The 24,972-nt window shown below is 72.4% G+C and carries 21 protein-coding genes and 1 pseudogene; 9 read left to right on the top strand and 13 right to left on the bottom strand.

What is annotated here, in order from left to right:
• Positions 1-6: 6 nt before the first annotated feature.
• The 3 genes from AB0D59_RS05875 to AB0D59_RS05885 all read right to left on the bottom strand — a co-directional run bounded on the left by AB0D59_RS05875 (position 7) and on the right by AB0D59_RS05885 (position 2,874).
• Complete coding sequence (locus tag AB0D59_RS05875; protein WP_362561257.1) at positions 7-840, bottom strand: hypothetical protein; 834 nt, start codon at positions 838-840, stop codon at positions 7-9.
• 172 nt (positions 841-1,012) lie between these two features.
• Positions 1,013-1,795, bottom strand: coding sequence for a hypothetical protein (locus AB0D59_RS05880; RefSeq protein WP_362561259.1), 783 nt, complete (start codon positions 1,793-1,795; stop codon positions 1,013-1,015).
• A gap of 158 nt (positions 1,796-1,953) precedes the next feature.
• Entirely contained in the window at positions 1,954-2,874 is a 921-nt protein-coding gene (locus tag AB0D59_RS05885) for a hypothetical protein (protein WP_362561260.1), read from the bottom strand.
• Between the two features lie 165 nt (positions 2,875-3,039).
• Here AB0D59_RS05885 and AB0D59_RS05890 point away from each other — a divergent pair, with 165 nt between their 5' ends.
• Positions 3,040-3,267, top strand: coding sequence for a hypothetical protein (locus AB0D59_RS05890; RefSeq protein WP_362561261.1), 228 nt, complete (start codon positions 3,040-3,042; stop codon positions 3,265-3,267).
• 101 nt (positions 3,268-3,368) lie between these two features.
• On the opposite strand, the gene AB0D59_RS05895 is transcribed toward AB0D59_RS05890, so the two are convergent.
• Positions 3,369-6,485 carry a molecular chaperone Hsp90 gene (locus AB0D59_RS05895; protein ID WP_362561263.1) on the bottom strand — a complete coding sequence of 1,039 codons (3,117 nt, stop codon included), beginning with the start codon at positions 6,483-6,485 and terminating at the stop codon, positions 3,369-3,371.
• Positions 6,486-6,685: 200 nt separating this feature from the next.
• Between AB0D59_RS05895 and AB0D59_RS05900 the strand changes: the two genes are divergently transcribed.
• Entirely contained in the window at positions 6,686-7,900 is a 1,215-nt protein-coding gene (locus tag AB0D59_RS05900; protein WP_362561265.1) for an MFS transporter, read from the top strand.
• 138 nt (positions 7,901-8,038) lie between these two features.
• Here AB0D59_RS05900 and AB0D59_RS05905 read toward each other — a convergent pair.
• Positions 8,039-8,188, bottom strand: a pseudogene (locus AB0D59_RS05905) (DUF397 domain-containing protein); the annotation flags it as partial.
• A gap of 165 nt (positions 8,189-8,353) precedes the next feature.
• A complete protein-coding gene (locus tag AB0D59_RS05910) occupies positions 8,354-9,280 on the bottom strand; it encodes a DUF3027 domain-containing protein (RefSeq protein WP_360485656.1) in 927 nt (308 codons plus the stop codon).
• Between the two features lie 508 nt (positions 9,281-9,788).
• On the opposite strand from AB0D59_RS05910, the gene AB0D59_RS05915 reads away from it, so the two are divergent.
• The 4 genes from AB0D59_RS05915 (at position 9,789) to AB0D59_RS05930 (ending at position 13,276) form a co-directional block, all read left to right on the top strand.
• Positions 9,789-11,132, top strand: coding sequence for an MFS transporter (locus AB0D59_RS05915; protein WP_362561716.1), 1,344 nt, complete (start codon positions 9,789-9,791; stop codon positions 11,130-11,132).
• Between the two features lie 80 nt (positions 11,133-11,212).
• Positions 11,213-11,686 carry a DUF2771 domain-containing protein gene (locus AB0D59_RS05920; protein WP_362561268.1) on the top strand — a complete coding sequence of 158 codons (474 nt, stop codon included), beginning with the start codon at positions 11,213-11,215 and terminating at the stop codon, positions 11,684-11,686.
• Positions 11,656-12,408 (top strand): futalosine hydrolase, encoded by a 753-nt coding sequence (locus AB0D59_RS05925; protein WP_362561271.1) that lies wholly within the window; start codon positions 11,656-11,658, stop codon positions 12,406-12,408. The genes AB0D59_RS05920 and AB0D59_RS05925 overlap by 31 nt, the downstream gene beginning before the upstream one ends.
• Positions 12,398-13,276, top strand: coding sequence for a 1,4-dihydroxy-6-naphthoate synthase (locus AB0D59_RS05930; RefSeq protein ID WP_362561272.1), 879 nt, complete (start codon positions 12,398-12,400; stop codon positions 13,274-13,276). The genes AB0D59_RS05925 and AB0D59_RS05930 overlap by 11 nt, the downstream gene beginning before the upstream one ends.
• A 51-nt stretch (positions 13,277-13,327) precedes the next feature.
• Here the strand turns inward: AB0D59_RS05930 and AB0D59_RS05935 are convergent, their stop codons facing one another.
• On the bottom strand, positions 13,328-13,711 hold the full coding sequence (locus AB0D59_RS05935) for a cold-shock protein (RefSeq protein WP_351711400.1): 384 nt from the start codon (positions 13,709-13,711) through the stop codon (positions 13,328-13,330).
• 188 nt (positions 13,712-13,899) lie between these two features.
• Between AB0D59_RS05935 and AB0D59_RS05940 the strand changes: the two genes are divergently transcribed.
• Positions 13,900-14,154: a hypothetical protein gene (locus tag AB0D59_RS05940; protein WP_351711398.1), complete on the top strand. Its 255-nt coding sequence runs from the start codon at positions 13,900-13,902 to the stop codon at positions 14,152-14,154.
• Here the strand turns inward: AB0D59_RS05940 and AB0D59_RS05945 are convergent.
• From AB0D59_RS05945 to AB0D59_RS05955, 3 genes are all read right to left on the bottom strand, one after another.
• Positions 14,127-14,765 (bottom strand): HAD family hydrolase, encoded by a 639-nt coding sequence (locus AB0D59_RS05945; RefSeq protein WP_362561275.1) that lies wholly within the window; start codon positions 14,763-14,765, stop codon positions 14,127-14,129. The genes AB0D59_RS05940 and AB0D59_RS05945 overlap by 28 nt on opposite strands.
• Positions 14,766-14,963: 198 nt before the next feature.
• Entirely contained in the window at positions 14,964-15,905 is a 942-nt protein-coding gene (locus AB0D59_RS05950) for a hypothetical protein (RefSeq protein WP_362561278.1), read from the bottom strand.
• 64 nt (positions 15,906-15,969) lie between these two features.
• Positions 15,970-17,595, bottom strand: coding sequence for a substrate-binding domain-containing protein (locus AB0D59_RS05955; RefSeq protein ID WP_362561279.1), 1,626 nt, complete (start codon positions 17,593-17,595; stop codon positions 15,970-15,972).
• Positions 17,596-17,842: 247 nt separating this feature from the next.
• Here AB0D59_RS05955 and AB0D59_RS05960 point away from each other — a divergent pair, with 247 nt between their 5' ends.
• The gene (locus AB0D59_RS05960; protein WP_362561281.1) at positions 17,843-20,380 is read left to right on the top strand and encodes a helicase-associated domain-containing protein; all 2,538 of its coding nucleotides are present in this window, start codon (positions 17,843-17,845) and stop codon (positions 20,378-20,380) included.
• Positions 20,381-20,491: 111 nt separating this feature from the next.
• Here AB0D59_RS05960 and AB0D59_RS05965 read toward each other — a convergent pair whose 3' ends face one another.
• A complete protein-coding gene (locus tag AB0D59_RS05965; protein WP_362561283.1) occupies positions 20,492-21,037 on the bottom strand; it encodes a hypothetical protein in 546 nt (181 codons plus the stop codon).
• A gap of 238 nt (positions 21,038-21,275) precedes the next feature.
• Between AB0D59_RS05965 and AB0D59_RS05970 the strand changes: the two genes are divergently transcribed.
• A complete protein-coding gene (locus AB0D59_RS05970; protein ID WP_362561285.1) occupies positions 21,276-22,946 on the top strand; it encodes a DNA repair helicase XPB in 1,671 nt (556 codons plus the stop codon).
• Here AB0D59_RS05970 and AB0D59_RS05975 read toward each other — a convergent pair.
• Positions 22,877-24,064, bottom strand: a complete 1,188-nt coding sequence (locus AB0D59_RS05975; protein WP_362561718.1) for a glycosyltransferase 87 family protein — start codon at positions 24,062-24,064, stop codon at positions 22,877-22,879. The two genes, AB0D59_RS05970 and AB0D59_RS05975, sit on opposite strands and share 70 nt — an antisense overlap.
• A gap of 132 nt (positions 24,065-24,196) precedes the next feature.
• Positions 24,197-24,382: a hypothetical protein gene (locus AB0D59_RS05980; protein WP_362561287.1), complete on the bottom strand. Its 186-nt coding sequence runs from the start codon at positions 24,380-24,382 to the stop codon at positions 24,197-24,199.
• Positions 24,383-24,972 lie beyond the last annotated feature (590 nt).

The following is a 24,972-nucleotide window of genomic DNA, read 5'->3' on the forward strand; positions in this document are numbered from 1 at the left end:
CAGGGTTTACTTCACGTCGACGTAGTCGCCCGTGGCGCTGACCGCCGGGGTGGTCGAGGTGCCGGCGAAGCTGAAGCGCCAGTAGCCGTCGTAGTTGGCGGTGGTGGTGGTCTTCAGGTTGCCGGACGAGTCCGTGGACACCGTCTTGACGGTGGTGTAGGTGCTCGTACCCGCCTTGCGGAACTGGAGCTTGACCGGCTGGCCGGCGTAGCCGTGGTACAGGTTGTCATCCCAGTTGGCGCGGGAGAGCTTGCCGGTGACCGTGAGGGTCTTGCCCTTCGCGACCGGCTCAGGGCCCGCGTTGGCCGTCAGCGTCGAGTTGCGCTGGACCAGGGTGGTGGCGAGGCCGCTCTGGTCCTTGTAGCCGACCTTGCTCAGGTCGGGGTTGGTCGTGCTCTGGCCGTTGAAGGCGACGGCCTCGGCGGCGACGCTCCAGCTGCCGGCCCAGACGCTCTTCAGGTCGCCGTCGGCCGGGTAGATGTCGACGGAACCCGTGCAGGTGGCGGTGGTCGACGAGGTGGCGGTGCAGGTCGCCGAGTCGGCGTCGCCGTACAGCTCGGGGGCCGAGTCACTGTACGAGCCCTTGTAGAGGAAGGCGTCCGTGTAGAAGTCCTTCGCGGTGATGTCCACGTCGGTGCCGTGGGTCAGCGTGTACGTGTACTTGACGCTGACCTCGTTGGTGGTGCCGACCTTGACCGCCTTGGCGATCGACAGGTTCGAGAAGCCGGCGTTCAGCGTGTACGGGGTGCCCGAGTCGCCGACGGCCTGTGCGGCCGGGACTGCGAGGGCGGAGAGGGCCAGGGCGCCGGAGACGGCGGCCACAGTGGCACGAATGCGCATGGATTCCCCAGGTGGAGAACAGTGGGCGCGAGGCCCAAGTGATCTAGGGAGTCTGTTGACTCAGTGATCAGATCCACGAGGGGCGGGACTGGTTGTACCGGGAAGACGTAATCCGGCCGGATTTTACGAGTTTTACGACCGGATTACGTCCCCATGGGACTGCTACTGCTTACTACTGCACGTCGACGTAGTCGCCCGTGGCGCTGACCGCCGGGGTGGTGGAGGTGCCCGCGAAGGAGTAGCGGTAGTAGCCGTCGACCGTCGCCGTGGTCGTCGTCTTCAGGGCGCCCGTCGAGGAGGACTTGATGGTCTTCAGCGTGGTGTAGGTGCTGGAGCCCTTCTTGCGGAACTGGAGCTTGACCGACTGGCTGCCGTAGCCGGAGTACTTGGCCGCGTCCCAGTTGGCGCGGGTCAGGGAGCCGGTGACCGTGATGGTCTTGCCCTTCTTCACCGGTTCCGGGGCGGCGTTCACCGTCAGCTTGGACAGGCGCTGGACCGAGACCTTGCCCAGGCTGTTCCCGAAGGTGGGGTTGCCGTCCTTGTCGAAGGCGATGGCGCCCGCCTGCCAGGTACCGGCGATGCTGTTGACCATGTCCTTGTGGCTGGCGCTGAGGGTGGCCTTGCAGCTCTCGACGGTCGAGGAGGTGTCCGTGCAGGTCGGCAGGTCGGAGGGGGCGACGCCGTACTCGGACGACTTGATGTCGGAGCCGTGGTAGATGACCGGGATGGTGTCGAAGTCGCTGCTCTTCAGGCTGGCGGCGTGGGTCACCTTGTAGGTGATCGAGAACTTCACGGATCCCGTGGCGGGCACGACAACGGCCTTGCCGCTGTTGACCTTCACGCTGGAGAAGGTGACGTCCAGCGTGGTGCTGCCGGCGGCGTGCGCGGCCGGGGCGACGAACGCGGAGATGGCCAGGGCGCCGGAGACGGCGGCCACAGTGGCACGAATGCGCATGGATTCCCCAAGTGGAGAACAGTGGGCGCGAGGCCCAAGTGATCTAGGGAGTCTGTTGACTCAGTGATCAGATCCACGAGGGGCGGGAGTGGTTGTACCGCGGGACGTAATCCGATCAGATTTTGATTCCTTTGCGACCGGATTACGTCCCCATGGGGCTACTTCACGTCGACGTAGTCACCCGCCGCGTTGACCGCCGGCGTCGTGGAGGTGCCCACGAAGGAGAAGCGGTAGTAGCCGTCCACCGTCGCCTTGGTGGTCGTCTTCAGCGTGCCGGTCGAGGACGACTTGATGCCCTTGACGTTCGTGTAGGTGCTGGAGTTCTTCTTGCGGAACTGCAGTCGCACGGACTGGCCGGCGTAGCCGTGGTACTTGCCGTCGTCCCAGTTGGCGCGGGACAGCTTGCCGGTGACCGTGACGGTCTTGCCCTTCTTCACCGGCTCCGGGGCGGCGTTCACCGTCAGCTTCGACAGGCGCTGGAGCCTGGTGGTGGCCAGTTTGTCCTGCTCGGCGTAGCCGATCTTGCTCCAGTCGTCGCCGGTCGGGTCCTGCCCGTTGAGGGCGAGCGCGAAGCCGAACGCCTTCCAGGTGGTGGCGTCGGAGTTGGAGAGCTCCTCGTCCGCGTAGACGTCGATGGTGCCCTTGCAGCTGGCGGTGGTCGTCGAGGTGTCCGTGCAGGACGGCCAGTCGACGCCGAACAGCTCGTTCGTCGGGTTGTCGATGGTGGTGCCGCGGTAGATCTCGACGTCCATCAGGAAGTCGTCCGCGTGGATGTCGACGTCGGCGCCGTGCGTCACCGTGTAGGTGACCGGGAACGTGCCGTGGGTGGTGGTGCCCGCGACGATCGGCTTGCCCTTGTTGACCTTCACGTCGGAGAAGGACAGGTCCAGCGCGTAGGGGTCGGCCGCGGTCGAGGCGGTGTATGCCGACCGGCCGGCGGTGCCCTGGTGCGCCTGGGCGAGCTTCGCCAGGCCGGAAGGGCTGTAGGAAGAACCGCCGGCGGCCTGTGCGGCCGGCACGGCGAGGGCGGAGAGGGCCAGGACGCCGGAGACGGCGACCACGGTGGCGCGTATGCGCATAGGTTCCCCTGCATGGAAGTGACCGGGGAGTCTGTTGACTCGCCCGATCAGATCCGCACCGGAGGGGAAAGGTTGTGCGATAGATCAAAAGTTGCGTGAGAGATTCCCTCCGACGGTTGCTCAGGCCGTCGGCCACATGCTCTCACCGGCCCGGAAGGTACCCCCATGAGATACCTCGTCACGCGGTACGCCAAGGACGAGGACACCCCCGAGTCGGTCACCGACGTCTCGTCCGTGGGTGCGGACGCGTTCGCGGGGCTGCTGGCGATGCCGGCGGACCGGCTCACCGACGTGTATCCACTGGGGCCGGAGCACGTCGCCGGTTTCCACCGGCTGACCGGCATGGCGCTCGACCTGGACCGCTTCGAGTACTTCCTGGAAGTGGAAGCCTGACCGGTCGGAACGGTCGGACGGGTCGGACCGGTCTGGCCTGACATGGCCCGGGCCCCCAGCCCGCCGAGGGGCTGGGGGCCCGGGCCATCGCCTTTCGGCCCTCAGTCGAACCAGCGGTCCCGCGCCAGTTCCTCCGTCCGGGACGGGTCCTCCAGCAGGGCGGCCACCTCGAAGCGGCGCGGCCACTGGCCGGCCGCCCAGGCGAGTCCGGCGGCGACACCCTCCAGGGTGGCGGCGTGCAGGACGCCGTCCCCGGTGAGCCGCCAGTCGATCTCGACGCCGTCGACCAGTAGCTCCTCGTGTTCGACGTAGGTCTCCGGGGTGCGCGGGCCGAGCAGGACGCGCACCGGCTCGGGGGCGTCGTGTTCGGTGCCCTCCGAGTCGACCGACCCCGTCACCGACTCGCTCAGCCGCCGCACCTGGAACAGTTCGGCGAGTTCGGCGGCGCGTGCGGGCCGTACCGGGAGCAGCGGGACGCCGGTCGTGAACGGCAGCAGGTCCGGGGAGTCGACGACCACCGCGTCCGCCGCGTCCACCACCTCCACCCGGCCGTCGATCACCGCCCGCAGCTCGTCGGGGAGGGTCACCTGCTCGGGGTCCAGGTCCGCCAGCGCGCCGTACAGGGCGTGCAGTTGGGCGCCGGTGACGGAGCGGTCCGGGTCGGCGAGGCGGTCCAGGAGTTCGGCGGCGCCGCCCGGCTCGTCGAGGAGGGCGGCGACCGAGGTCCGTACCCCCAGCGCCCGCAGCACCTGCTCGTCCTCGAAGCCGGTCGCGTCGGCCTCCTCGTAGAGGCCGCGCAGCAGCGGGTCGCCGCCGGAGGCCAGCAGACCGGCGGGGCGGCGGCCGTCGAGCACCGGGTGACCGCGCAGCCACCACGCCGTGTACGGCCGTACGACCTCGTGGGTGCCGTCCGGCAGCAGGATGCGGACCGGCTGGGTGAGGGCGTCCCGCAGCGGCGGCCGGGCGAGCAGGGCGAGGGCCTCGGGCCAGTGGTCCTCGTCGACGAGGTCGAGGTCGCGGACGGCGACCAGCTCGGTGGCGACCGGGGGCACGGGCGTGTCCGGGAAGCGGTCGAGGATGTCCTCGCACCAGACGTCGACGGCGTCAAGCAGACCGGCGTCGTCGGGTTCGGCGAAGTCCCCTTCGCGGGGCTCCAGTTCGTCCGGGTCCAGGACGACGTCGGTGGCGCGGACGAGGGCGAAGTTCGCGAGCACCCCGCAGGCGGCCAACGGCTGTTCGCCCCACTTCTCCGCCAGCTCGGCATCCACGGCGGCGAGTTCGCCCTCCCTGATCACCCGGGCGAACGGGCTGCCGGGGAGGAAGAGTTCACCGGCCGGGGCCAGTTCGCCGTCCTCGTCGGGCAGCGCGAGGGCGCCCAGCCAGGGCTCGTCGCCGGGTTCCAGGCCGGCGTCCCGGACCAGGGCGAGGACCGTGTCCGCGAGCTCCTCCACGTCCGGGGTGTCCTCCTCCCAGTTCACGCCTCCTTCGTCGTCCAGGGAGGCGGCCACGGCGGTCCGTACCTGCGGGGTGGTGAGGACCGCGCGCGGGGTCGCGGGCAGCGCGCCGAGCTTCTCCAGGAGGGGGTGGGCGGCGTCCTGGTGGGCGACCTTGAGGCCGAGCCGGGCCAGGACCTCGGGGTCGATGACCGCGTCCGGGGTGGGGAGCAGGACCTGGCGGGGGCCGATGGTGGTCCGCCCGTCGGCCAGCGGCACCGGGAGCCCGGACAGCCGCTCCGGGTCGACGCCCGCGAGGCTGTCGTAGAGCCGCCACCACCAGTCCGGGTCCTTCTCGAGCCCGGCCAGGCGGTCGACGGCGTCGGCGAGCGGGAGGCGGCTGACGGACAACGTCCGCAGTTCCACCCGGCGTTCGAGACCGGCGGGCAGGAGCGTGGGGAGCACCTCGGCGAGGACCCGGACCGTGTCCGCGCCCGCCCCCTCCACGATCTCGGCGTCCCGCGGCCGCAGCGCCTCGGGAAGCTCGCTGTCGTCGCCGGCCTCGACGGCGGGCGGCAGGAACGCGGTGCGCGGCAGCCGCTCCAGGATCGCCTGGCGCAGCGCGCCGTCCAGCTCGCCCTTGCCGAGCGGGCCGGGCACCAGATGGATGATCCCCTCCCCCACCGGCCGCCAGCCGGCGAGGAGTTCGGCGTACGCGTCGGCCGCGCGCTGCACCAGGAAGTCGGTGAGCGGGCCGGGGGCGGCGTGCCGGCGGGTGGTGTCGAGGGGGAAGGACGCGATGAGGAGGGCGGGGACGCCGAGGGGCTCGTCGCTGGGGGTGGGCGCGTGCAGCACGGCGGCGGTGCGCGGGCGGTCCGGAGCACCCGCGCCGTCCGTGGGCACGGCCCAGGTCAGCGACCAGTGCGGGCGCAGCCGCTCCTCCACCGGCCGGTCGGCGAGCAGCTCCGGGGTGAGCGGGCCGTGCGCGGAGACGGTACGCCAGCGGGTCGTACCCTCCTGGGAGTCGGCTACGACGGTGAGCGGGCCGTCGGTGCCGCGGCGCAGGGTGCGCACGGTGTCGCCGGTCTCGACCACGACCTCTTCCAGCCCCGGCAGGGCGAGCAGGAGGGCGTCGTCGACGGCGGCGAGGAGGCGCTCGGCGAGATCGGTGGCCGCGGTGTCCCTGAGCGGCAGGATCACGACCGTGTCGTACGGGTCCGGGGCGGTGCCCTCGGCGGCGAACGGGAGCCGGAGCAGCGGCACATGGCCGTCCCGGCGACGGATCTCGTCGCCGAGCCCGCCGCTCTGCCGGGCGGTCTCCTCGGCCAGTTCCCGGGCCTCGGCGAGCGACCACCGCACCCCGCCGTGCCGCCCCACGACCGCCGGCTCGTCGGTGACGGCCAGCACGGCGGCGAAGCCGACCCCGAACCGCCCGACGGCACTCTCGGTCTCCTCCCGCTTCGCGGAGGCGCGCAGGGTGGAGAGGGACTCGACGCCGGCCGCGTCCAGCGGGGCGCCGGTGTTGGCGGCGAACAGGACGCCGTCGCGGAGGGTGAGCCGGAACCGGCCGGGGACACCGGCGCGGGCGGCCGCGTCGGCGGCGTTCTGGGCGAGCTCCACGACGAGCCGGTCCCGGTAGCCGCCGAGGACCAGGTCCTCCTCGGCGTTGGCGTCCTCACGGAACCGGGCGGGGCTGGTGGCCCACGCGTCGAGGACACCGCGGCGCAGGCGGGAGGTGCCGAAGGGGTCGGCGCCCTCGGCGGCCGGCCGCACGAACTTGCTCACGTTTTCTCTCCTCGTCGACGTGAGGACGAAGGTACCGCGCGCCGGGGATCCCCCACCCGCCCACCCGACCCGATCAGCCGACAGGCGCACGCCCGGGCCCCGGCCCGATTGTCGGCCGGATCCCCCTGCCGTACCTTGGCGGCAGAATCGGGCTTGTCGGCGCGTTGGTGGCTGGGTGGCGCGTCTCCTCGACATGCCCGATGGAGACATCAGTGCCGTACCGCTCCCTGCTGCGCGTCGCGGGCGTGGGCTTCTTCCCACTGGGATTCCTGGCCCGCCTGCCGTACGCCTCCGCGGCCCTCGCCACCCTCCTCCTGCTGCAGTCCTCGACCCACAGTTACGCCTTCGCCGGTCTCGCGAGCGCCACGCTGAGCAGCGCGACCGCCGTGGGCGGCCCCCTCCTCGGGACCCTCGCCGACCGGCACGGCCACCGCCGCGTCGGCGTCGTCGCCGCGCTCGCCAACATCGCCGCGTGGGCAGGCCTGTTGGCCGCGAGCCACGGCGCCCGGGCCGGCATGCTCGCGGCCGCCGGTCTCGTCGGCCTGACCCAGCCCCAGGTCGGCCCGCTCGTCCGCGTGTACTGGTCACGCCTGATCCACCGGCACGGCGAGCACCGTCTCCTCCCCGCGGCCCTCTCCTACGAGGCGGCCGCCGACGAGTTGAGCTTCGTGGCCGGCCCGGCGCTGGTCGGCGTACTGGCGACGGTCACCCCCTACGCCCCGGCCACGGCGGCCATGCTCCTGCTCACGACGACCACGCTTCCCTTCGCCCTCCGCCCCACCGACGGCACCACCGCACGCCCTGCCGCGGGTGCGGGTGAACGGTCCCTGCCGTACCGCCCGCTGGCCGTGCTGTTCCTGGCGATGGCGGCCATGGGGGCGGTCTTCGGCGCGGTACAGACGGCGGTCACGGTGTACGCCGACGCGATCGGCGAGACGGGCGCCGCCGGGCTGGTGTACGCCGAGTTCGGCATCGGCAGCGCCCTGGCCGGCGCGGCCTGCGCCTGGCTGCCGCGACGGTTCTCCCTGCGGGCGCGGTACGTCACGTTCGCCGGGGCGCTCTTCGTCGGCATGCTGCTGCTGTTCGCGGGCGCCCGCGTGATGCCCCTGCCCGCCGCCGTGCCGGTGGCGAGCGTCACCGTGGCGCCGTACATGATCACGCTCTACGCCCTCACCGAACGGCTCGCCCCGGCGGAACGGGCCGCGACCGCGATGACCGTACTGTGCGCTGGGGGCCCCTTGGGCACGGCCGCCGGCCAGGCCGTCTCCGGCGCCCTCGCCGAACCGTACGGCACCGAGGGCCCCCTTCTGGTCGCCCTCACGGCGGCGACCGGCGCGCTCGCACTGGCGCTCGCCGTCACCGCTCGGAAGAAGCGCCGAGCTGAGGCCGCCTCACCCGCCCCCGCCGAGAAGTAAGTGGCGGATTTGTGCCAGGCGGCGAGGGTGACGCCGCATGTCGGACGAGGGGAGCACTCCGATGAGTGGCACAGATCCTCCACTCATCAACTCCTTCGACTGGCCGGCGGTGTACGACACGAACTCCGCCCAGGTCGTGGGGCCGACGGTGACCTTGGAGTCGCGGATGTGGATGGTGGCGGGGGTGGTGGCGACCTCGACGCAGGAGTCATCCTCGCTGCTACTGCTGTAGCTGCTCTTGAACCACGCCAGGTCGGAAGCGCCCCTTGCCGGGGTGTTGCGGATCATGTTTCCCCCAGCAGTTGCTCGATGAACGCCATGGACTCACGCGGGCTGAGCATGTTCAGGTACCAGGTCGTCGTACGCAGCGAGCGTGTCCACGTCGTCCAGATCACGTGTCTGGGTTTCTGAGCCGCCCGCACAGCGCGGGCGGCTCACCCGAAGCCACGTTGCCTACGAGTGACCCAGTTCCGCCGACGTCTCGTCCTCCGTCGCCGGTACCGAGCCGGAGTCGGAGGCGGGGCGGAGCGGGAAGGGGTCGACGCGGGTCTCGTCGATCACCGGGGGTGCCACCACCGGCGGCTTCGGCATGACCGCGGCCTCCGAGTGGCCGCCGCAGCCGTAGGCGAAGGAGACGACCCGGCCGTCGGCCGGGGAGAACTCGTTGGCGCAGACGCCGAAGGCCTGGCCCAGGGAGCCGCCGATGGGGGTGAGGAAGCCGCAGCTGACGCACGTCGCGGGGGCCGCCTGGGCCATCGGGGTCTTGGCGCCGAACGACTCCTCCCAGCGGTCGGCGGCGATGTGCAGGCCGTAGCGGGACAGGACGCGGGCGCGGCGCATGCCCAGTTCCTCGGCGACCGACGCGATCGTGCCACGGGAGGGGACGGTGGGCAGATGCGCGGGCGTGCCCGCGGTGACCTCGGCGTCCTCCGCCTCCGCCAGCTCCTCCATCTCCGCCGAGACCGGGGAGTTCGGCTCCGGTCCGTCCTCGCCGGTGTAGCCGGGCTCCAGACGGAGGTCCTCGGCCTCGGTGGGAAGCAGGTCGCCGGGGCCCATGTCGCCGGGGCGCAGCCGCTCGCTCCAGGGCACCCACTCGGGGGCGAGGAGGGCGTCGGAGCCGGGCAGGAGGACCACCTCGTCCAGCGTGACGAGCTTGGCGCGGGAGGCGCGGGCCACCGTCACCGCCCAGCGCCAGCCGCGGTACCCGAGTTCCTTGCACTCGAAGTAGTGCGTGACGACGCGGTCGCCCTCCGCCACCGCTCCGGCGTGCTCGCCCACCACTCCGGGTGCGGCGGCCTCCTCGGCGGCGGTCCGGGCGAGGTCGACCGCCTCGGCGCACAGACGGTCGGGGGTGCGGCTTCGCGTTGTCGCTGCGCTCACAGGTATCGCTTCTCTCCTACGCCGTCTCACGAGTGCGGCTGCCTCCGGCGGTGGGGCGGACGGAGCGGACCTGTGGGCCGCATCGACGTCCGCGTCCGATCGCTCTCGGGCGCACCTCTGCCATCCATTGTGCTTTATGGCTGAGATAGGCACGCTACCCCGTCGCCGGTAGTGGGGGACAGTCCGCCGCGATGCCTGCGCGGCGGCGGGGGGCCGACGGCGGGCGAGGTGCCGGGTCGGGTCCGCCGGGCGGTGCAGGTGAGCGGGGGCCGAGCGCGCCCACGCGGCGGAGCCGCGAATCGATACAGCACCGCTGACAGCCCCGCGCCTCTCAGCGGTGCCGTAGCCGCTGGGGGCGCTGTAGCCGAGGGCAGTCGTACCCCGCGCCGACTCCGACTCGCTTGGTCACAAAGTGCACTAGGAACTGTCGTCTCAGGGCACTATGAACGACGTGGCAACCGCGAAGTCCCCCCAACACACCGTCGGGGTCGGTAGCGGTGCGGGCCGGGTGCGCGGTGCCGTCCGCTCCGTCGGGCGTGCCCTGCATCTCCCGGTGACCGGTACCGCCCGGGGTATCCGCAAGGCCACGCACGCGCATGGCGCCGGTGAGTCCGGTCTGGGCAAGCTGATCGAGCTGCACGCGGTCAACGGCGCGGGCGATGTCATGATCACCGTCGCGCTGGCCTCCACCGTGTTCTTCTCCGTGCCGACCGACGAGGCCCGGGGGCGGGTAGCGCTCTATCTGGCCATCACCATGGCGCCCTTCACCGTTCTCGCCCCGGTCATCGGTCCCCTCCTCGACCGCCTTCCGCACGGCCGCCGCGCCGCGATGGCCGGCGCGATGCTCGCCCGGGCGCTGCTCGCGCTGATCATCTCGGGGGCGGTGGCCAGCGGCAGCCTGGAGCTGTATCCGGCCGCGCTCGGGGTGCTGGTCGCGTCGAAGGCGTACGGCGTGGTGCGCAGTGCCGTCGTGCCCCGGCTGCTGCCGCCCCGGTTCTCCCTCGTGAAGGCCAACTCACGCGTCACCCTCGCCGGGCTGCTCGCCACCGGTGTCGCCGCCCCGATCGGGGCCGGGCTGCACGCCATCGGTGACCCCTGGCCGCTCTACGGCGCCTTCGTGATCTTCGCTGCCGGGACGTTCCTCTCCTTCACCCTCCCCGCGAAGGTCGACTCGGCCAAGGGTGAGGACGTGGCGCTGCTCGCCGCCGACGAGGAGCATCTGCACGGCCCGCTCCGGAAGGAGGCGAAGCGGCCGGGGCTGCGGACGGTGGGGCCCGCCGTCACGCACGCGCTCGGTGCGAACGCGGCCCTGCGCTGCCTCTCCGGTTTCCTGATCTTCTTCCTGGCGTTCCTGCTCCGCGAGCACCCGCTGACCGGCGAGAGCGCGGCGGTGTCGCTGGGGATAGTGGGTGTGTCGGCGGGCGCGGGCAACGCGCTCGGTACGGCGGTGGGGGCCTGGCTGCGCTCCCGGGCGCCGGAGATCATCATCGTGACGGTGGTCGCCGTGGTGCTGGGGACGGCCATCGTCGCGGCCCTGTTCTTCGGCGCCTTCCTGGTGGCCGTCCTGGCCTCGGTGGCCGGATTCGCGCAAGCTCTGGCGAAGCTGTGCCTGGACGCGCTGATCCAGCGGGACGTGCCGGAGCAGGTGCGCACCTCGGCGTTCGCGCGCTCGGAGACGCTGCTCCAGATGGCGTGGGTGTTCGGCGGCGCGGTGGGCATCGTGATGCCGCTGAACGGCACCCTGGGCCTGGTGGTGGCCGCCGTGATCGTGGCGGCCGGCTGGCTGGCCACCCTGCGCGGCCTGCTCAGCTCGGCCCGGCACGGTACCCGTACCCGGGCGAGGGTGGCCTGAGAAACGCACCTGGCGTAACGAACCGGGCACGCCGCACCCCGCTTGGGGGGAGGGCCGGGAGCTCCCGATAGCCTTTGGCCATGACCACGCTGCAATCCCGCTCGCGACGCCGCCGCGTCGTCGCCGCCGCCGGCGCCGTTTCCGCCGGACTGCTCGTTCTGTCGGCCTGTGACAAGCCGACGCCGATCGCCACGATCACCGTCGGCACGAACTCGGTCAACTCCGAAGCCACCTGCTACAACGACGGCAAGGCCCTGAACACGGCCGCCCTCGCCGACTGTCTGAAGGACACCGGGATCAAGTCCATCAAGGTGGACCCGGACGACACCGTCCGCTTCGGCGTCGACCCGAAGATCGCGGACAACGGCTGGACGATCCTGATGAACGGTCAGGCGCTCACCGAGTCCAGCACCAAGACCTACCGCACCATCCCGGGCAGCGTGTTCTTCAACGCCCAGTACGGCGCCTCCGGCAACTCGACCCTCGTCTCCATCAAGGAGGGCGACAAGTCGGTGCTGGGCCTTTGGTCCTTCAAGCTCAAGAAGGACGCCTGACCACGTCCGCCGTACGCATCCTCGTGGCCACCGCGGTCCCGGCCGAACGGGACGCGGTGGCAGGTGCGTTCGCGGGCGGGACGACCGAGGTACGGCTGCCCGGCTCGGCCCTGCTGCACCGCACGCGCGCGGGGTACGACCTGCTGGCCGCCGGGGTCGGCCCCGCCCTGGCCGCCGCGGGCACCGCGACCGCCCTCACCGCCGCCGCCCTCGACGGCCGGCCCTACGCCCTGGTGGTCTCCGCCGGGATCGCCGGCGGTTTCCGGCCGGCGGCACCCGTGGGCTCCCTGGTCGTCGCCGACGAGATCATCGCGGCGGACCTGGGCGCCGAGACGGCCGACGGGTTCGTGCCGGTGACCGAACTGGGATTCGGGACCGTCAGCCACCGTCCGCCGGATCCACTCGTACGAGCCACCGCCGAGGCGACCGGAGCACGCCCCGGAGCGGTACTCACCGTGTCCACAGTGACCGGCTCGGCCGCCCGCGCGGCCGAACTGCGCGCCCGGCACCCGCACGCCCTGGCCGAGGCCATGGAGGGCTTCGGCGTGGCCGAGGCGGCCGCCGCGCACGGCGTGCCCGTGCTGGAGATACGCGCGGTCTCCAACCCCGTCGGCCCCCGCGACCGAGCCGCCTGGCGCATCGCGGACGCCCTGGCCGCCCTGACCGAGGCCTTCGGGAAGCTCGCGCCCGCTTTGGAGAGTTGGAACCCACATGACCAGTGAGCCCCTGCAGATCGCCTACTCGCCCTGCCCGAACGACACCTTCGTGTTCGACGCCCTCGCCCACGATCGCATCCCGGGCGCACCCGCCCTGGACGTGACCTTCGCGGACATCGACATCACCAACGGCATGGCCGAGCGCGGCGAGTCCGACGTGCTGAAGGTGTCGTACGCCGTGCTGCCGTACGTCCTCGACGAGTACGCGCTGCTGCCCTGCGGGGGTGCGCTGGGGCGGGGCTGCGGGCCGCTGGTGCTGACGAGGGAGGCCGGGACCGGGGGCACCTCCCACGCTCTCGGCAGTGGGGGACTCACGGGAAGCACGGTCGCCGTACCGAGCGAGCGGTCGACGGCGTACCTGCTGTTCCGCCTCTGGGCGGCGGACACGATCCCCGGTGGGGTCGGCGAGATCGTGGTCATGCCCTTCCACGAGATCATGCCGGCCGTACGGGACGGGAAGGTCGACGCGGGGCTGGTGATCCACGAGGCGCGCTTCACCTACCAGAACTACGGGCTGCACAAGCTCGCCGACATGGGCGAGCACTGGGAGAACACGACCGGCCTGCCCATCCCGCTCGGCGCGATCATCGCCAAGCGCTCGCTGGGCTCGGAGGCGCTCACGCGGCTCGCCGAGTCGATCCGTACGTCCGTCCACGCGGCCTGGGACGACCCCGAGGCCTCCCGGCCGTACGTCATGGCGCACGCCCAGGAGATGGACCCGGCCGTCGCCGACCAGCACATCGGGCTCTACGTCAACGAGTTCACCTCGGAACTCGGCGAGGACGGCTACGCGGCGGTACGCGGCCTGCTCACCCGGGCGGCGGCCGAGGGGCTCGTGCCGCCCCTCGGCCCGCACGCACTCGATTTCCCGTAAAAACACTTACGGGACTTGCACACTTACGCGATTTGCCTGTCTCTTACACGTTTACACGTCGAGCTGGTCCGCGACCGCGCGCAGCAGCCCGGCGATCTTCGCGCCGGCCGCCTTGTCGGGGTAACGGCCGCGCTCCAGCATCGGCGTGATGTTTTCGAGCAGGGTCGTCAGGTCCTGCACGATCGAAGCCAGCTCGTCCGGCTTCTTGCGCTGGGCGGCCGCGACCGACGGGGTGGGGTCGAGCAGGACCACCGAGAGTGCCTGGTCACCGCGTTGACCGGCGACGACACCGAACTCCACACGCTGTCCGGGCTTGAGCACGTCGACCCCGTCGGGGAGAACCGAGGAATGGACGAAGACGTCACCGCCGTCGTCGCGGGAGAGAAAGCCGAAGCCCTTCTCACTGTTGAACCACTTGACCTTGCCGGTAGGCACGTCTGTCCTCGTCCTCGTATCTCGTCGGAAACTGCTCGGGAAACTTCTGAATGCAACAACTCTGGAACGGGCCTTGATAGCACTCGGGCGGGTCGACCATGACCCGCCGGTACCAAGGCTAATGGTCTTCGGGCGCGTGACAAGACGTCGCCCGGTTGTTCCTTCGGGCAGGGAACTACCCTGGTCGAGTGCGTGACAAAACCCAAGCGAATTCCGCCGGGCCCGGTGACCGACTGATCCGCGCCGGTGCCGTGCTCTTCTTCATCGGTACGGTGGCCACTCTCGTCACCGTGATACCGCTGTTCCTCGGTGCGAAGCCTTTTCCGACCTACATGTACCTGCTGAGCATGCTCATGGGCGTCGGCTTCCTGGTCGCCGGTGCCGGAGTGCTCCAGTCGATCGCGGCGGGGCGCCGTCAGGCCCGGGAGGCGTCCTCGCGGTAGGCCGACAGCCAGGCCGGGAGTTCGGTGAGGTCCCCGAGCACCACGTCGGCGCCCGCCGCGAGCAGTTCGTCCGCGTCGCACGGCCCGGTGGCCACGGCGACGGACAGCGCTCCGGCGGTACGTGCCCCGCGCACGTCGCCGACGTGGTCGCCGACGTACACGCCCGCTCCGTGCTCGCGCAGCGCGACGGCCTTCTGCTCGGCCCAGAGGTCACCGACCACCGCGTCGGGGACTATGCCGAGGTGGCTGAGGTGCAGCTTCGCATTGGGCTCGTACTTCGCGGTGACCACGACGGCCCTGCCCCCCGCGCCCTGCACCGCCTCGACCGCCTCCCGCGCGCCCGGCATGGCGGGCGTCGCGGTGATCGCGATCTCCGGATACATGGCCCGATACAGATCACTGATCTCCGCGACCCGTTCGGCCGGAAACCAGTGCACCAACTCGTCGGCGAGCGGCGGCCCCAGCCGCGTGATCGCCAGATCGGCGTCGATGAAGGTCCCCGTCCGCTCGGCCAGGGCCGTGTAGCAGGCGTGGATCCCGGGCCGGGAGTCGATGAGGGTCATGTCGAGGTCGAAGCCGACGGTGAGGGCGCGAGAAGTCATATGGGCCATTGTGCCTGGGCGGCGTCGGCCCTCGGGCGGCCGCGGACCGGTGGGGCCGTTCGCGCCCACGCGGCGGCAGCCGCACAGCGAACACAGCCCCGCACCCCTTCACGCCGGACCAGCGCACCCACCTCCCTGGGGGCGCGGGGAACTGCGCGACAAGCCCCCACGCGCCCGCAGTCGCCCGACCAACCGGACCCGGCACCCCTACCGCGCTCTCTGCGACCGCCACACCAGGTACAGCGCCGAGGCCACCGCCGCCCCACGGACCACCCACGGCCAGGTCTCCCCCACCGCGTCGCTCATGTGGCCTTCGGCGATCGGCGCGCCCCAGCGCCCCGCGCTGCGGCCCCAGAGCCAGACCAGCCCCGCCGTGAGGGCCAGCCCGGGCACCCACATCACGGCCAGCTTCGTCTCCATGGGGCTGAGCCGTCGGGAGCCGTAGGCGATGAGCCAGCCGAGGAGCAGCGCGAACCAGTTGCCGAGCACCGCGCCCACGACCAGCGCGGCGGCGGCGAGCAGCAGCAGGGGGTTGCTCCAGCCGACCGCGGGCCGGGGGACCACGCGGAGGCGACGGCGGGCGGGCGGCACGGCTTCGACCACCTCGGCCTTCGGAGCCGGCTCGGCGGTCTCCGCCGGCTCCCCGGCCGCCTCCTCCGGCTCCTGCGGCCCCTCCTTCCGCGGCCGCGGCTTCCTGAGCAGCTCCGGGATCTCCACACCGCCCACGAACCCGGGCACGCTGTCGCCGTCGCCGAACGGGCTGCTGTCCACCCGCCACCAGTCGCGCGGCATCGGACCGTCTTCCGGCTCGGCGGGCCGCGGCCGCGGTACGACGCGGCGCAGGTCCTCGCCCCCGGCGGGCGCCCCGGCCTCCCGCTGGGCGGGAACCGCGGCCGGCGGCGGTGGCGGCGCGGTCTCCGTCGTACCGCCCGCCGCCTCGACGACCTCGTCGGGCGAGCCCAGCCGGTCCAGGATGCGCCGCACGGCGGCGGGACTGTCGACGGTCGCCTTCGCCCGGTGCCGGTCGATCTCGTTGCGCAGCCCCGACACCAGCCGCATACGGTCGGCCGACGACAGCTGGCGCTGGTGCGCGATGTCCCCGACACGGCTCAGATACTCGTAGACGACCTGATCACTCTCGATACCCACGAAGTCCCCTCCGGGGCCGCTGCGTTGAATAACCCGTCGGAACGACGGTAGCGCAGGTCACGGTTCACGTCGGCCGGCACACCAGCGGGTAACGCGTCTCCGAGCAGGGGCGGTTGCCGTACTCGCGGAGGACGTCCTTGCCGCCCTGGTCGGTGAGGTAGCGCAGGAAGGCCGCGGCGATGGACCCGGCGGGCGGTTCACCGTAGGTGTAGGCGTACTCGGTCTGCCAGTACGGGTACGTGCCGTGCTCGACGCCTTCGAGGGTGGGCGGCATGTCGCCGATGTTCAGTTTGACCAGGTCGGCGGAGGTGACGCCGGACGCCTCGCTGTAGCCGAGGGCGCCGCGCTGCGCGGCCGTGGTGTCCAGCATGGTGTCGGTGCTGTCGACCTCGCAGACGCCGGGCCTGGCCGGGTCCAGGGAGGCGCAGTCGCCGTTCGCGGCACCCGGCACCGGCCTGCCCGCGAGGACGCGTTCTTCGAGGGCGTTGCGGGTCCCGGAGTCGGAGTAGCGGTTGACCAGGTGGATGGCGAGGTCGGCGCCGCCCACCGCGGACCAGTTGGTGATCTTCCTGGCGTAGATGTCGCGGATCTGCTGGAGGGAGAGGTTGCTGACGTGCGCGTCCTTGTTCACGACGAGGGTGAACAGGGAGTAGACCACCGGCCGTGGCAGATCCTCGGGGTGGCCCTTGCCGGCCGGGCCGTCGGTGAAGGCGATGTGGTCGCCGAGCCCCTCGTCGCCGGAGATACCGGCGTCCTTGCCGGCCTTCTCCAGCGTGCCGAGCCCCGCCCCGCTGCCGCGGAACACCCCGTCACCGACCGGGATGTGGGCGCCCTTGGCCGAGCACAGCCGGGTGTACTCCTTGGCCGCCGCCGTCACCGCCGGTTCGAAGGCGGTCGAGCCCGACAGGTGCAGGGTGCCGCCGACGCAGTCCAGCGGCGCGGGCCTGGCGGGGAAGAACAGGGTCAGGCTCGCCTGGAGCACGACCGCCGCCGCCAGCAGGGCCATGCCGGCCAGCGCCGCCCCGGAGGCGAAGGTGTGGCTCTCGGTGTGGGCCAGCTTGAGCCGGGACAGCCAGCGCAGCCAGGGGAAGGAGTGGTCCATGCCCCCGGTGACCGCGGCCTGGAACTCCGGCTGCGGGAAGGGCGCGTGCGGGCTGCCGCCCCGGCGCTCCAGCACCGCGAGGACCTTGTAGTGGGCGCCGGGGTTCAGCGTCACCTTGGGCAGCCGGATGACACCGGTGCCGTCCTCCCAGTCCTTCCCGAAGCCGTCGGTCTCGTGGGTTGTGCCGTCCCGGGTGGTGACGAAGAAGTGGCGGAGGGTGGGCTGGCTGAGTTCGGTCACCGCCATGCCGACGACCCGGCGGTCCCGGAACGTCACCCGGATACCGGTCTTGTCGTCGGGCGGGGTCAGATAGTCGCCGGGGACGATCTCCCGCCAGCCGGCGTTCTCGATCCGCACCAGCACGAACGACGGCTCCACCAGTTCGTGGCCGTCGTCCCGCATCCGCGCCAGCACGTCGGCACTCGGCGCGTGCGCGGTGTCCGTGGCCAGGGTGTCCATCTGGAGCCGGTAGCCGAGCCGCTTGCGGCGGATGACGACGAACTCCCAGAAGAACGCCAGCACCGGGATCGCGACGCTGACGATCGCGACGGCGTTGTTGAAATCGAACTCGTCGCCGAACGCTCTCACGACCGTGTCCCCCGCATCTCCCCGAATCCCCGTGACCGGTCGCACAGTTGACTTCACGCCGCGACCAGCGAGCCAACGGTGACGAGTGCGCGGCGCGTGTTGCCGGAACTGCCGTGAACCGCCTGCGGAAGTTCATGTGGGGGCCATCTACGAAACGTCCCGTTCGCCCGGTGGCTGCCCTCTACGCAGAAGAGGCCGGGGGACAGGTGATCCCGGTCGCCGCCCCGCACCCGCTACCGTGGGTCGGATGAGCAACCCGGCCACCCCGCCGCGTTCCCTCGCGGAGGCGCTTCGCGCCAGGGACGACGCGTCCCTGGCGCTACTGCTGCGCGCCCGCCCCGACCTCATCACCCCCGTCCCCACCGACCTCACCCAGCTGGCCACCCGGGCCGGCACCCGCGCCTCGGTGCTGCGCGCCCTGGAACGCCTGGACCGCTTCGCCCTGCAGACCGCCGAGGCCCTCGCGGTGACCGGCGACCCGGCGTCGTACGGGGAGCTGCTGGGCCTGATGGCCGGCGACGGCGGGGACCCGTCGGTCGCCGCCGCTCTGCCGCGCGCCCTCGGCACGCTCCGCGACCAGGCACTGGTGTGGGGCGACGACGACCGGCTGCGGCTGGTGCGGACCGCGCGCGAGGTGCTCGCCCCGTCCCCGCAGTACCCCTCGCCGACCGGGCTGGGCCCGACCGTGCGGGAAGCCACCTCGGGCATGTCGCCGGGCCGGATCCAGGAGATCGTCACCACCGCCGGGCTGCCCTCGACCCACGACTCGGTGTCCGCGGCGGACGCGCTCGGCAGGCTGTTCGGCCACCGCAAGAAGATGGCGAAGCTGCTCGCCGCCGCGCCCGCCGAGTCCCGCGAGGTCCTCTCCCGGCTGGTCTGGGGACCGCCGTACGGCCAGGTCACCCCGGAACCGGCCGCCCATCTGCGCTGGCTCCTCGACCGCGGCCTGCTGCTGCCGACCGCGCCGGGCACGGTCGTCCTCCCCCGCGAGGTCGCCCTGCACCTGCGCGAGGGCCGGGCGCACCGCGAGCCGGAACCCGTGCCGCCCGCGGTCGAGCCGACGGCGACGCACCGCCCATCGGTGGTGGACGCGACGGCGGCCGGGCAGGCGTACACCGCGCTCGCCACCGTCGAGGAGCTGCTGAAGGACTGGGACGAGGGCGGGCCCACCGTGCTGCGGGCCGGCGGGCTCAGCGTCCGGGACCTCAAGCGGACGGCCGTGGCCCTGGACCTGCCGGAGCCGGTCGCGGCCTTCTGGGTCGAGCTGGCGTACGCGGCCGGGCTGCTCGCCTCCGACGGCGAGGCCGACGAACGCTACGCGGCCACCCCCGCCTACGACGAGTGGCTGGAGCGCCCTCCGGCCGAACGCTGGGCCCAGCTCGCCCAGGCCTGGCTCACCGCGACCCGCGCCTCCGGCCTGGTCGGCGGCCGGGACGCCAAGGACCGCGCGCTCTCGGCGCTCGGCCCCGGCCTCGACCGCTCGGCCGCGCCCGAGGTACGGCACCGGGTGCTCACCCTGCTGGCCGGGCTCCCGGAGGGCACCGCCCCGGTCACCGCCTCGGTGCTGGCCCGGCTGCGCTGGGAACGCCCGCTGCGCGGCCCCCAGCAGCAGGGCGACGACCTGCGCGGCCGCCTGGCGCGCTGGACCCTGTCGGAGGCCGAGCTGCTGGGCGTGACGGGACGCGGAGCGCTGTCGGCGCACGGCAGGACGCTCCTCGGGGCGCCACCGCTGGAGCCCTCGGTGGGCAAGGAGCAGGAGGCCGCCGGGCCCGGCGACAAGCTCCCCGTCGTGCACCACCACCGTCCCGCCGCCGTCCTCGAACCCCTCTCCCCGCCCGAGCAGGCCGTCGCCGCCGCGGCCGCCGGCCGTCTTCTCGCCCCGCTGCTGCCCGAGCCCCTCGACCACGTCCTGCTCCAGGCCGACCTGACGGCGGTCGCCCCGGGCCCGCTGCAACGCCCGCTCGCCGACGCGCTGGGCGTACTCGCCGACGTCGAGTCCAAGGGCGGCGCCACCGTCTACCGCTTCACGCCCGCCTCGGTCCGCCGCGCCCTGGACGCCGGCCGTACCGCCACCGACCTGCACGCCTTCCTCACCACCCACTCCCGCACACCGGTCCCGCAGCCGCTCGCCTACCTGATCGACGACGTGGCCCGCAGGCACGGCCATCTGCGGGTGGGGGCGGCCTCGGCGTACGTCCGCTGCGACGACGACACCGTCCTGAACGAGATCATGGCCGACAAGCGGGCCGCCGGCCTGCGCCTGCGCCGCCTGGCTCCGACCGTGCTCGCCACCCAGGCCGACCCGGCCGGCCTCCTGGAGGGCCTGCGCGCGATGGGCTACGCGCCCGCCGCCGAGTCCGCCGAGGGCGATGTCCTGATCACCCGCGCGCACGCCCACCGCACCCCGCCGCGCACGGCCCCCGAGCCGGTCCCGGACGGCCCGCCGCCGCCGGACGGCACCCTCCTGGCCGCCGCGATCCGGGCGGTCCGCGCCGGTGACCTGGCCGCCACCACCCCGCGCAAGCCCGCCGGCAGCGCCGTCCAGGGCGGCGAACTCCCGCGCACCACCCCCGCCGAGACCCTCGCCACCATGCAGGCGGCCGTCCTCACCGGCGGCACCCTGTGGATCGGCTACGTCAACGCCGAGGGCACCGCCAGCCAGCGCGTCATCGCCCCGATCCGCGTCGAGGGCGGCTTCGTCACGGCGTACGACCACACGGCCGACGAGGTACGCACCTACCCCCTGCACCGGGTGACGGGGGTCGCGGAACTCGCGGAGGACTAGGGCCTGTCGGCGCGGGCCCGCGGCACCCTGCGGCTCCGCGGCGGGGTGCGACCGGCCACGACGGCACCGCGGCCGCACGACGGCCCGTCACGGCGCTCACCGCGAAGCGCCTCAGCAGTACCGCACCGGCGCGTCCGCCGGCAGGGCGAAGTGGGTGCGGGCCGCGGTCTCCAGTCCGGTGGGCTCCATCTCCTCGTCGAGGCGGGACTCGGCGTAGCGGCTGAAGTGGTCCGCCGTCCACCTGCCGTAGCCCTCGCCGTCCGGCGGCTCCTCCTCGGAGAGGACGCGATAGCCGCCGTGCGCCGAGTCCCGCTCCAGCCGGACCACCTGCGGTATCTGCGCGCCGCCGCACTCCACCAGGGCTCCGCCGCGCTCGCCGTACTCCAGGCACAGGGTGTTGATCCCGGCCCGCACCTGGCCCCCGCTCTCCATCAGGTCCAGGGCCTCCGCCCGGCAGAACCACCGCGACCTGAGAGCGGGCTCGCTCTCCCCTGCACCTGTGCCCGCGGCCTGTGCCACGAGCCGGGCCTCTATCGCGGGGCGCACCTCGGCCCACAGACCGGCGTCCACACCGGCCGACCCCTGCGCCCACACGGCCGTCGCCACCAGCACCGCCGCCGCCCCGGCGCCTACCCCCCAGATACGTACGGACGTCACCCCGCCCCTCCTCCCCGAGCCACACGCCTTGCGCGGCTCCCCCTCGGGACATGACACCCGAAACGGGCTCAAGGTTGCGCGGGACGATCAGACACCCCCAGAAGCCGGGCAGAGACGGTGTGCATCGCGCCGATCGGCGAAGGTGATCGCCCGCCCATGAGGCACACTGGAACTTTGGCCCATGACGATGGCCGCCATGGCGATGGCCGCATGAGCCGAAAGGGAAAGGGTGCCGCGCGTGAATGGTCCGTTGATCGTCCAGTCCGACAAGACGCTGCTCCTGGAAGTCGACCATGAGCGGGCCGACGAATGCCGTCGGGCGATCGCGCCCTTCGCCGAGCTGGAGCGGGCACCGGAGCACATCCACACCTACCGGGTGACCCCGCTGGGGCTGTGGAACGCGCGGGCGGCCGGACACGACGCCGAGCAGGTCGTGGACGCGCTGGTGGAGTACAGCCGTTACCCGGTGCCGCACGCGCTGCTGGTCGACATCGCCGAGACGATGGACCGCTATGGCCGGCTGACGCTCTCCAAGCACCCGGCGCACGGGCTGGTGCTCACCACCACCGACCGGCCCGTCCTGGAGGAGATCCTGCGCTCCAAGCGGATCATCCCGCTGGTCGGCGCCCGGATCGACCCCGACACCGTGGCCGTGCACCCCTCCGAGCGCGGGCAGATCAAGCAGACGCTGCTGAAGCTGGGCTGGCCCGCCGAGGACCTCGCCGGATACGTGGACGGCGAGGCCCACGCGATCGAGCTCGCCGAGGACGGCTGGGCGCTGCGGCCGTACCAGAAGCAGGCCGTGGAGAACTTCTGGCACGGCGGGAGCGGCGTCGTCGTGCTGCCCTGCGGGGCGGGCAAGACGCTGGTCGGTGCCGGGTCCATGGCACAGGCCAAGTCGACGACCCTGATCCTCGTCACCAACACCGTCTCCGCACGGCAGTGGAAGCACGAGCTGGTGAAGCGGACGAGTCTCACCGAGGAGGAGATCGGCGAGTACAGCGGGACCCGCAAGGAGATCCGGCCCGTCACGATCGCCACGTACCAGGTGCTCACGACCAAGCGGAAGGGCGTCTACCCGCACCTCGAACTCTTCGACTCCCGGGACTGGGGACTGATCGTCTACGACGAGGTTCATCTGCTGCCGGCTCCTGTCTTCAAGTTCACCGCCGATCTGCAGGCGCGCCGGCGGCTGGGGCTGACGGCCACCCTCGTGCGCGAGGACGGCCGGGAATCGGACGTGTTCTCTCTCATCGGGCCCAAGCGCTTCGACGCCCCGTGGAAGGAGATCGAGGCGCAGGGCTATATCGCGCCCGCCGACTGTGTCGAGGTGCGGGTGAACCTCACGGACTCGGAGCGGCTCGCCTACGCCACCGCCGAGACCGAGGAGAAGTACCGCTTCTGTGCGACCACCGCGACCAAGCGGAAGGTCACGGAGGCGATCGTGCGCCGCTTCGCGGGCCAGCAGATCCTTGTCATCGGCCAGTACATCGACCAGCTCGACGAGCTGGGCGAGCACCTGGACGCCCCCGTCATCAAGGGCGAGACCTCCAACGCCCAGCGCGAGAAGCTCTTCGAAGCCTTCCGCCAGGGCGAGATCAGCGTGCTGGTGGTGTCGAAGGTCGCCAACTTCTCCATCGACCTGCCGGAGGCGACGGTCGCCATCCAGGTGTCGGGCACCTTCGGCTCCCGCCAGGAGGAGGCCCAGCGCCTCGGCCGGGTGCTCCGCCCCAAGGCCGACGGCCACCAGGCCCACTTCTACTCCGTCGTCGCCCGCGACACGATCGACCAGGACTTCGCCGCCCACCGGCAGCGGTTCCTGGCGGAGCAGGGCTATGCCTACCGCATCGTGGACGCGGACGAGCTCCTCGCCGAGGGCACGGAGGGCGCCGAGGGCGCAGAGGGCTGAGTCTCCGGCAGGGCGCGGCTGTGCCGTCGTAGGGCTGCGGCCGCGCCCGCCAGCAGCGCCAGCCCCAGCAGCGGGTACGGCGACGCGAACGGCTGCTGCCACCACGGGAGGTGCAGGTCCCGGTCGCCCTCGTGCGGCAGCAGCCACATCGTGCGGGCGGTGAAGAGGGCGGCGGCGGTGAGCGCGAGGGCCGTGCGGGTCTCCGCCAGGAGCACCGCCAGCAGCGGGACGCACCACACCCAGTGATGGGACCAGCTGATCGGGCTGATCAGCAGGGCCGTGAACGCGGTGAGCAGGATGCCCCAGCGGTCGCCGTCGGCACGGTGCGCGCGGTCGATGCGGTCGATGCGGTCGGCGCAGTCGATGCAGTCGATGCGGTCGATGCGGTCGGTGGGGTGGGCGCGGGTCGCCAGCCACAGGCCCGTCGCCGCGAGCACGGCCGCCGGGAGCAACCAGGGCAGGCCTGGTGCCTCCGCGCCCGTCGCCCGTGCGATCAGGCCCTGGAGCGACTGGTTGTCGACGATCCAGGCCTTGCCGACCCGGCCGGTCTCGAACAGGCGCCGCGTCCAGAAGTCCACGGTCGCCGTGGGCAGGACCAGGGCGCCGAGAAGTGCCGTACCGGCGAAGGACGACGTCGCAACGCCTGCCTCCTTTCTGCGTGCGGTGAGCAGCAGGTAGGCGATGAAGATCGCCGGGGTGAGTTTGACGCCCGCCGCGATGCCCAGGGCCAGGCCCTTGGCGCGGGCGCCGGGCGGGCGGGTGAGGTCCCAGAGGACCAGACAGGCGATCGCCAGGTTGATCTGGCCGAAGAGGAGAGTCTGGAAGACCGGCTCCAGCCAGAGGGCGAAGGCGGTGGCCGTGCACAGCACGGGGAGGGGTGCCGTGCGGCCGGCCAGGCGGGCGGAGAGGGCGACGAGACAGGCGAGCAGGAGCGCGTTGCCCGCGAGGAACGCCGCCTTGAGGGCCGGGACGGGGATCCAGGTCGCCGGGACGAACAGGACCGCCGCGAAGGGCGGGTACGTCGCCGGCAGCCGCCACTCGGTGACCGTGAAGCCGTACAGGTCACTGCCGTGGACCACGGCCTCGCCCTCGGCCCGGTAGACCAGCAGATCGGCCATCGGGGCATGCAGCAGGACGCAGAGGGCGGCGAAGGAGGAAAGGGAGACCGCCAGGAGAGGGAGTGAGCGGGAGAGGGAGAGCAGGGGGCATGACGTCCCCGTCCGGTTCGGCACGGAGGTGACACTATGCCGTCACTTACGGTGTATGCCTGCTTCCTCGCCGTATTCGCCGAGTATGACGACGCTGAACGCCGCGCCGACGAAGACCTTGACGGCACGCAGGGCGTCGCCCAGACGGTGCTGGGGGTGCGGGACTCCGTCCAGGGCGGTGGCGCCCGGCGGACCGGAGGGGGCTGGATGGATGGTTGCTGCGCTCATGCCTCAATGGTGGAACTTCGGGCACAAGTACGGCATCGGTCCACGGGCCCAATTTCCGGCTTCCGCCAGTCCACCCGCCGATGGACCCCGCCCCCCACCTCCGCCCCACCTCACGGGGGACGCTCCCCCTAGGGGATCGGGCCCCCCGCCCCGGAGACACGGCCGCCGCGCCACCCCGGCCGCCGCGCGGGGCCAGGCCCCCTGCCCAGCACCACACCCCCAGCGCACCCATACCCCCGGCCAGGCACCACGCCCCCCTGCCCAGCGCGCGCCACACCCCTCCACAGCGCCCTACCCACCTCGCAGAACCGCCCCACCCACCCCCCTCGACGCATCCGAGGGAAATCCATTGGCCTCCCCCGCCCTCACCTCACTACAATCTCCGCTCTTGCCCGCCTCCTCCCCCGGAGTGCCGCCGCCCGGACGGAAACCGGTCGGCTGATCGCCACCTGTGCGCCACTCACACCTGTGCGCCACCCACTCGCAGGCCTTCGGAGGCACCCCCTTGTCCACGCCCGCCCACGACCCCCTCGCGGACTCGCCCGCCGCCCCCGGGGCCGGAGCCGATCCACGCACCGAACCCGCCACCG

The sequence above is a fragment of the Streptomyces sp. NPDC048417 genome (genome assembly GCF_040651615.1).
Lineage (GTDB): Bacteria > Actinomycetota > Actinomycetes > Streptomycetales > Streptomycetaceae > Streptomyces.

Coding starts and splice junctions, on each gene's coding strand:
- AB0D59_RS05875 (WP_362561257.1), bottom strand. CDS start 840: ATGCGCATTCGTGCCACTGTGGCCGCCGTCTCCGGCGCCCTGGCCCTC.
- AB0D59_RS05880 (WP_362561259.1), bottom strand. CDS start 1,795: ATGCGCATTCGTGCCACTGTGGCCGCCGTCTCCGGCGCCCTGGCCATC.
- AB0D59_RS05885 (WP_362561260.1), bottom strand. CDS start 2,874: ATGCGCATACGCGCCACCGTGGTCGCCGTCTCCGGCGTCCTGGCCCTC.
- AB0D59_RS05890 (WP_362561261.1), top strand. CDS start 3,040: ATGAGATACCTCGTCACGCGGTACGCCAAGGACGAGGACACCCCCGAG.
- AB0D59_RS05900 (WP_362561265.1), top strand. CDS start 6,686: ATGGAGACATCAGTGCCGTACCGCTCCCTGCTGCGCGTCGCGGGCGTG.
- AB0D59_RS05920 (WP_362561268.1), top strand. CDS start 11,213: ATGACCACGCTGCAATCCCGCTCGCGACGCCGCCGCGTCGTCGCCGCC.
- AB0D59_RS05930 (WP_362561272.1), top strand. CDS start 12,398: ATGACCAGTGAGCCCCTGCAGATCGCCTACTCGCCCTGCCCGAACGAC.
- AB0D59_RS05945 (WP_362561275.1), bottom strand. CDS start 14,765: ATGGCCCATATGACTTCTCGCGCCCTCACCGTCGGCTTCGACCTCGAC.
- AB0D59_RS05960 (WP_362561281.1), top strand. CDS start 17,843: ATGAGCAACCCGGCCACCCCGCCGCGTTCCCTCGCGGAGGCGCTTCGC.
- AB0D59_RS05975 (WP_362561718.1), bottom strand. CDS start 24,064: ATGGCCGATCTGCTGGTCTACCGGGCCGAGGGCGAGGCCGTGGTCCAC.
- AB0D59_RS05980 (WP_362561287.1), bottom strand. CDS start 24,382: ATGAGCGCAGCAACCATCCATCCAGCCCCCTCCGGTCCGCCGGGCGCC.